The sequence below is a fragment of the Microcystis viridis FACHB-1342 genome (assembly GCF_014698335.1).
Lineage (GTDB): Bacteria > Cyanobacteriota > Cyanobacteriia > Cyanobacteriales > Microcystaceae > Microcystis > Microcystis ichthyoblabe_A.
The window spans coordinates 59,797-66,947 of sequence record NZ_JACJSV010000015.1 but is presented as its reverse complement, the minus strand read 5'-3'; the positions used below and the strand labels follow the sequence as shown (position 1 = coordinate 66,947).

Below are 7,151 nucleotides of genomic sequence, written 5' to 3'. Positions count from 1 at the left end.
GAAACTAGGAGCAGATTTTTATTTTGCTACTCCTTATCATTCGTGGGAGAGGGGATTAAACGAGCATACCAATGGACTGTTAAGACAATTTTTCCCCAAGGGAACGAATTTTAAAATCGTTAAGCCAGAGGAGGTGGAAAGAGCCGTAAACTTGATTAACAATCGTCCTCGAAAATGTCTTGACTATCGTACCCCGAATGAGGTATTCTATAAAGGTAGATCAGACAGTGATGCAATTCAGACTTGAATTGGCCGATTGTTACGGAATCCAACCTCTTCTAGTATATATCGCTAGGAGGCTCTACTGTCAAGATCAACTACACAAAATTAAAGTTTTGTAAATGATCTATTGGACGTATCTTTTGTGATCGATGAATTAGAGGCAACTTGGGGCAATTCCGTGCCTAGTTATACCATTTTTCTAATTTTCTAGTAAGGAAAAAAACAGCAAGAGTTAATTCGGGTAATCGATCGAAGTCTTGTTATTCTTATAACTGGTAGGTTTCGAGATTTTTCTAGGCTCGCAGCTTAACCCGATCGACCGATAACTGATAGAGGGGTGCAGAATGGGAGAATGGTTAGATTTTATCGATGAAGTGGTCACTGTTAATGGCAAAGGTGAGAAAATTAAACGGGAAAAAGTCACTAATCGAGGTTATCAATATTTTTTAAGCAAAAAAACCTTTTTAGAAATGATTTTTATCCCTAGCGGTCAATACCTCATCGGTGCGCCCAAAAGCGAGTTAGGCTGGAAATTGAGTCAAAGTCCCCAATCTCCGGTTAATATTCAGGCTTTTTGTCTAAGTCGCTACCCAATCACCCAACGACAATGGCGCGAGGTGGCAAAATTAGAAGCAGTAAATATTGAACTTAATCCCTATCCGTCCCATTTTGAAGGTTATGATCGCCCCGTAGAACAAATTAACTGGTGGGAAGCGGTGGAATTTTGCGATCGCCTATCCCGTCTCACCGGACTGAATTATCGTTTACCCGCAGAAAAAGAATGGGAATACGCTTGTCGGGGAGGTACATCCACCCCCTTCCACTTCGGCCCGACAATTTCCACGGATTTAGCCAACTATTCCGGGGTGGACTGGGATTATGGCGGCAAAGTGTGCAGTTCTGGTCGTTATGGGGAAGGTTCCCTAGGCTGCGATCGCAGGGAAACCACACCGGTGGGAATGTTTGCCGTCGCTAACCCTTTCGGACTCTACGATTTGCACGGAAATGTCAGGGAATGGTGTGCAGATTACTGGCGCGATAACTACGAAGCAGCCACAATAGAAGATAGGGACAGACGAGTTTTACGCGGGGGTTCCTGGAATGATGGCCCTAACAAATGTCGCTCGGCCTACCGAGTCAAATTTATGGCTACTGCTGGACTCTATGATATTGGTTTTCGTGTCGTTAGCGATAATTCTCCTTAAATCTGAAAACCGATCACTGATTACTGGTGACAGGGAGGTGAAAAAATTGAAAATAGAACTACCCCAGCAAATAATCAGCGAATTTTGTCAGAAATGGCAGATATCTGAAATGTGTTTATTCGGATCGGTTTTGCGGGAAGATTTTCGTCCAGATAGCGATATTGATATACTGGTCAGTTTCCAAGATAGTGTTTCTTGGGGACTTCTGGAGTTTTCGAGGATGAAACGGGAATTAGAGAATTTATTGGGACGGAAAGTTGATTTGCTAACGAAAAAATCGATCGAGCAGAGTCATAATTGGATTCGTCAACGAGAGATTTTAGGGACAGCGCAAGTGATTTATGTGGCGGGATAAGGCTTTTTTACTAGATATTGTCCGAGCAGGTCAATTAGCTCAACAATTTGCCGAGCAGCTGGATCGGGAACTACTAGAATCGGATTTACGCACCCAATCCGCAATTCTCTATCAAATTACTATTATGGGAGAAGCTACCAAGCGCCTATCCCCTGGATTTCGTAAACAACATCCAGAAATTCCTTGGGACGACATCGCCGGTATGCGAGATATTATCGCCCATCAATATGATCGGATCGATCTTGATATCGTCTGGCAGGTTATTCGACGCAATATTCCTGAACTATTGAACTTGTTAATACCTTTATTGCCCACACAAGATACTTGATTAGTGATATCTTTGATAAGGTTCGGTAAAATGAAAGAGAAATACTAACTTTAAATCAGACTTCTGGTCAAATTTTAAAAATGTACCGCTCCTCGATCGAGAGTTAGAATTGATTTTAGAGACAATAAAGGTGATTTAACCAAATGATTGCTAACTTTGACCATAACTATCTTTCCCCGGAAGATTATTTAGCAACGGAGACAATAGCCAAGGATAAACACGAATACATTCGCGGTCAAACCTACGCCATGGCTGGTGCAAGTAAAGCCCATGGTATGATTATTATCAACTTAGCCACACTTTTAAAAAACCGGCTGCGGGGTAGTGGTTGTCTTGTCTATGCCACAGCTATGAAAGTTCGTCTAGAAATAGCTAATAGTTATTTTTATCCCGATCTTGTGGTCACTTGCGACTCGCGAGATAATCGGTCTTTCTCGGAAGATTTTATCCGTTATCCGCGCTTGATTGTAGAAGTATTATCCCCCACTACGGCTGCTTTTGACCAGGGCGATAAATTTGCCGACTATCGTTCCCTTGAAACTTTAGAAGAATACGTTCTTATCAGTCAAGAACGCATCAGTGTGGATTGTTTTCGTCGCAATGATGAAGGATTCTGGGTTCTTTATCCCTACAGCAAAGGAGCAGATATTTATCTAGCTAGTATCGATTTTCACTGTGCGATCAAATCTTTATATGAAGATATAACAGAAATCTGTTAAAAAATCAGATCAGTTTTTTTCTATGTACTATTTACTTTTTACTTGATTAATGCTTGCTATTCTCTCCGCTATTATTCCAGTGGGTTTTATCATCCTCATCGGTGTGATAGCAGGAAAAGTTCTCACTGTGGAAGTGCATTCCCTTTCCCAAATCACGGTGTATATTCTTGCTCCCGCTTTGGTGATTGATGGACTCTATCGCACCACTTTATCCGGCAACAATATCGGTTTAATTCTCCTAGGCTTTGCCCTTATTTCACTGGTAATGGCGATTGTCGTCGAAATTATGGCCTATTGTCTCAGTCTCGATGCCGATACCCGCAAAAGCCTCATGGCTGCCGCTGTGATGCCCAATAACGGTAATATGGGTTTACCGGTGGCTAGTTTTGCCCTGGGTGCGGCCGGACTGGAAAGAGCGATAATCTATATGATTGGTTCTAGTATTCTGTTATTTGGTATTAGTCCCGCTTATTTGCGAGGAAAAAGCTTTCTTTCAGGATTTCGCCTAGTTTTTCGCTTGCCCTTAATCTGGTCAATTTTTATCGGCATTAGCTTTCAAACTTTCTCTTTTCATCTTCCCCTGCAATTAGATAAAAGTATTAGCTATCTGGGACAAGCGGCAATTCCTTTGGCTTTAATTATCCTAGGTATTCAATTATCTCAGCAAAAATTAGCGATCGGTAAATTAGAATTATTAGGGGCCGGTTTGCGTCTTTTAGTCGCTCCTCTTTTGGCATTTGCGATCGGCAATAGTTTAGGATTAACTGGTATGGATCTAAAAATTCTTATCCTACAGAGTGCCATGCCCACCGCCGTTAATACCGTCATTTTAGTCACAGAATTCGGTGGTTCAGCAGCTTTAATGGCCCGCACAGTTGTGGTCACTACCCTTGCTAGTTTTCTGACTATTCCTTTCTTTCTTTGGTTATTAAAAGTCTATTTATAGCAGTTATCTTAATGGTGAGGTGCGAAGTTTTCGTTTTGGGGAGCCAGTATTCAGTTATCAGTTATCAGTTATCAGTTATCAGCTCACTGAGAAAACTCCCCACTTCCCCACTTCCCACACCCTACACCCCACACCCCACTTCTCACTTCATAATTCATAATTTAACCTTTGACTCACCCCAGCAATAGCAGCCAAGAGAAGCCAAACAATAGTATTAATCTTGACATCGGAGAGGGTGACATCGACGAGATTAAATAAAACGCAAGCACCAAAGGCAACCAGATAGGTAAAGATAATTAACTCCCCCCCGGCTTTTTGTTGCCGTAGAAAGATAAATAAACGCACCCCTTGGGCATAAATCCAACCCACCCAAACAGACAACAAAATTAAGCCGATAATTCCCGTTTCTGCCATTAACATCAAATATAAATTATGGGGATGACCTAACCATAATCCCTGACTTTTTTCGTAGAGAGGTGTAAAACTGCGTAATCCCCAACCGAATAGGGGTCTTTCTTGGGTCATTTCTAGAGTAAAACGCCATTGAGTTGCTCTGAGAGTCGCTAGAGGGCGATTGGGGAACATTTCATCGGATAATCGCGCCCAAATCGCCCTAGGAACCCAAAAACGCAGACTATCCCTGAAAGGATTTGGTCCCCAAGAAGCAAGGGAAATCACCCCCCCCAAGAGGACAAAACCAGCGACTAAGGCATTCCAACCCAGATAAAGGGCGAAAATTAGGCAACCTAAAAAGGCTAAGGCCCAAGCATTGCGAGAATTGCTTAAAAATAGCCCTACACTGTCGATAAATATGGTTAAAGTTAAAAACCCGACTTTGAGATTTAAAAGGGTATTTCTTTGTCTGTGCCACTGCCGCCAAGTTAGAATTAATAAACCGAGCGCTAAAATCAGAGTTATCAGTAAATAAGCCCCCAAAAGATTAGCATACATAAAAACCGAAGACATCCGCCCCAAAGGTTCACCCCCCGCTCCGTAGGGCCAGGTAAAAATCCCTTTTAATGCTTCCAGTTTTTGCCAACCGAGAAAAATTTGTCCCCATCCCATCACCACTACCCAAACCGACGGAATAACCATCACCCAAGCTAGTTGACGCAATTGAGAGGGTTTTTTAATTAATTGCCGAATATTGCTAAAAAAGAAGAAAAAAGGCAGAAAATTTCCTAAACCAATCCAAGCATCCCCCGGAGTTGGGGAAAGACTGGCACTAATCATTAACCAAAGAGTGACGATACCGAGACCTTGATTGAGACGTGACTGGATAATTGCCCGAAAATTGCCAGTAAAAACCCTTATTAAGACGATAATAATGCCGATACCCGCCAACTCCGGCAGAACCATGGCGATAAAAACTGAAAAAAGTATTAAATTCCACTCCCACCCTTGACAAAAAATCTTTTTCATGTTATGCAGGTTGCCAACAATCCTCACGAGTCAGACGAATTTGGGCAAGAGCAAAAATAGTCGGGATAATCCGGCCGTAATCAGTGGCGATCGCCTTCCAACCGAGATCAGCAATAAACCAACCCCATAGAGCCGGTCCTACCAAACTTAACACGGTTCTGACGGCTCCGTAGCGGGCTGCCGCTCTAGTCATGCCCTGTTTAGCCGTTTGTAGGGCGATTTGATTAACAATTGTCCCACCCTGGACTAGGGCAGTTTTTGCCCCTTGATAGCGGGCAAAATGGAGAGCGAACTGCCAGGCGATATGTTTGAGCAGAATCGGTTTCAGGATAGAATTAACGGCGATGACGCTGCCGCCTTTGAGGACTATATCGAGGGGATTGTGTTGTAGGTGAACCGGTAAGGGTTGGGGAGTGTGGGAATCCGCGAGTGCTTTTTGAATTTGAATCGAGAGGGATTTTTGTTCCGATGGGGGGAGACGTTTCCAAGCTTTGTTAACGAGGTGAAGATAGATTTCCGCTTCAATTTCCGTTGTCGGCATTTTTTGGGAGTAGGGAACCTTGAGGAAATGACAGACACGGACGAGAATTTGACGATAACTAACTTTTTCGGTTTGACCTTTTAATACTGTCACACCGTCGGCAGCCAAATAACGAAAACGATCCTCGACGCTATCTAACCAACTATCCCAATCTTGACTTTGAACGGCGATTGCGTCCGGCGCTCGTAGATAATCGAGAGGGTTAAAACGACGGCAAAAGAGGATGTTAGTGATTTGCTGTAGTTCCTCCTCGGTGGCTAACTCCAAAGCTGTGCGTAGTTCGTCCAATGTGGTTTCTCCTCCTCAGCCCCAATAATCAACTTAGTTTCGCTAGTGCTGATTACTACTAATATTAACTCAAGGGTTCACAGGATTAGGAAGGCTAGTGACAAATTTTTCGATTAAGGTTGGGATCATTGGTGCGGGTTTAGCCGGGTTAACCTGCGCTCGTCAGTTGTGCGATCGAGGTTATACTGTTAAGCTATTTGATAAGTCTAGAGGCATTGGTGGTCGTTTAGCCACGCGACGGGTTAATCGAGCTAATCAAGAGATCGCTGTGGATCATGGCTTGCCTTTTTTGACTATTCAGGGGGAAAAAACGGCGGCTTTAATTGATAATCTCCTGAGAGAGAATATAGTTACTTCTTGGTTTGATTCTAGCTATGTTGCTCCTTCTGGCATGAATAGCGTGGCGAAATTTTTAGCTCAAGGTTTAGAAATTGAACGAGATTTTCTGGTTACTCGTCTGGAAAATCGTCAAGGAAAATGGGTTTTAAACAATAACGGTCAAATTCGGGGGGAGTTTTCGGTGATTGTCCTGGCTATTCCCGCCCCGCAAGCAGCGTTATTGTTAGAAAACTCTCATATAACTACTATGCCAGAATTGCGATCAATCGTTTACGATCCCTGTTTAACGGTAATGGCGGGTTATGGCGATTCTTTACCCGCAGTTGCTCCCTCCACCGATATCGCTTGGTTAGGACTTGATAGCAGTAAACGGCAATCATCCCCTGATTATGTCTTTGTTGTGCATAGTAGTGCCGATTTTGCGGTTAAATATCTCGATAGCGAGGATTTAGAAGCAGTTAAGCTAGATTTGCTCTCTCGTGCTTCTTTGCCTCTCCCCGATTGGTCTCAGCTGCACCGTTGGCGTTATGCTTTAGTCCGTCAGGGTTTAGCTGTACCCTGTTTAAGTGTTAATAGTCCTTTACCTCTAGTTGCCTGTGGTGATTGGTGTCAAGGGGGAGATTTATCGAGAAATTCTTCCCTAGAAACGGCCTTAACTTCTGGGATAGCGGCAGCTAATCAAGTTCAGCAGCTACTCTCTTAAGAATCTAGAGACAGGTTTAAATTCTTAGGTTAAGCCTAAGTTAACAAAAGTTTAAATATATAATAATGTAGATATCCTATACT

General features: G+C 43.0%; 9 protein-coding genes. 7 read left to right on the top strand and 2 right to left on the bottom strand.

The features are described 5' to 3' along the window. The 6 genes from H6G40_RS07520 to H6G40_RS07495 all read left to right on the top strand — a co-directional run. The coding region (locus H6G40_RS07520; protein WP_190537171.1) for an IS30 family transposase at positions 1-247 on the top strand (247 nt) is incomplete at its 5' end. A gap of 319 nt (positions 248-566) precedes the next feature. Further along, positions 567-1,427 (top strand): formylglycine-generating enzyme family protein, encoded by an 861-nt coding sequence (locus H6G40_RS07515; protein WP_069474635.1) that lies wholly within the window; start codon positions 567-569, stop codon positions 1,425-1,427. Positions 1,428-1,473: 46 nt separating this feature from the next. Then, positions 1,474-1,782 carry a nucleotidyltransferase family protein gene (locus H6G40_RS07510; RefSeq protein WP_002733690.1) on the top strand — a complete coding sequence of 103 codons (309 nt, stop codon included), beginning with the start codon at positions 1,474-1,476 and terminating at the stop codon, positions 1,780-1,782. After that, a complete protein-coding gene (locus H6G40_RS07505) occupies positions 1,769-2,110 on the top strand; it encodes a HepT-like ribonuclease domain-containing protein (RefSeq protein WP_002734383.1) in 342 nt (113 codons plus the stop codon). The genes H6G40_RS07510 and H6G40_RS07505 overlap by 14 nt, the downstream gene beginning before the upstream one ends. Before the next feature lie 143 nt (positions 2,111-2,253). Beyond that, complete coding sequence (locus H6G40_RS07500) at positions 2,254-2,829, top strand: Uma2 family endonuclease (protein WP_190537480.1); 576 nt, start codon at positions 2,254-2,256, stop codon at positions 2,827-2,829. A gap of 49 nt (positions 2,830-2,878) precedes the next feature. After that, positions 2,879-3,775, top strand: a complete 897-nt coding sequence (locus H6G40_RS07495; protein ID WP_069474633.1) for an AEC family transporter — start codon at positions 2,879-2,881, stop codon at positions 3,773-3,775. 147 nt (positions 3,776-3,922) lie between these two features. Here the strand turns inward: H6G40_RS07495 and H6G40_RS07490 are convergent, their stop codons facing one another. Beyond that, positions 3,923-5,197, bottom strand: coding sequence for an O-antigen ligase family protein (locus H6G40_RS07490; RefSeq protein ID WP_190537479.1), 1,275 nt, complete (start codon positions 5,195-5,197; stop codon positions 3,923-3,925). A gap of 1 nt (position 5,198) precedes the next feature. Further along, positions 5,199-6,026 (bottom strand): YaaW family protein, encoded by an 828-nt coding sequence (locus H6G40_RS07485; protein WP_002775797.1) that lies wholly within the window; start codon positions 6,024-6,026, stop codon positions 5,199-5,201. Positions 6,027-6,123: 97 nt separating this feature from the next. Here H6G40_RS07485 and H6G40_RS07480 point away from each other — a divergent pair, with 97 nt between their 5' ends. Next, positions 6,124-7,068: an NAD(P)/FAD-dependent oxidoreductase gene (locus H6G40_RS07480; protein WP_069474631.1), complete on the top strand. Its 945-nt coding sequence runs from the start codon at positions 6,124-6,126 to the stop codon at positions 7,066-7,068. Positions 7,069-7,151 lie beyond the last annotated feature (83 nt).

Coding starts and splice junctions, on each gene's coding strand:
- H6G40_RS07515 (WP_069474635.1), top strand. CDS start 567: ATGGGAGAATGGTTAGATTTTATCGATGAAGTGGTCACTGTTAATGGC.
- H6G40_RS07495 (WP_069474633.1), top strand. CDS start 2,879: ATGCTTGCTATTCTCTCCGCTATTATTCCAGTGGGTTTTATCATCCTC.
- H6G40_RS07505 (WP_002734383.1), top strand. CDS start 1,769: ATGTGGCGGGATAAGGCTTTTTTACTAGATATTGTCCGAGCAGGTCAA.
- H6G40_RS07500 (WP_190537480.1), top strand. CDS start 2,254: ATGATTGCTAACTTTGACCATAACTATCTTTCCCCGGAAGATTATTTA.
- H6G40_RS07490 (WP_190537479.1), bottom strand. CDS start 5,197: ATGAAAAAGATTTTTTGTCAAGGGTGGGAGTGGAATTTAATACTTTTT.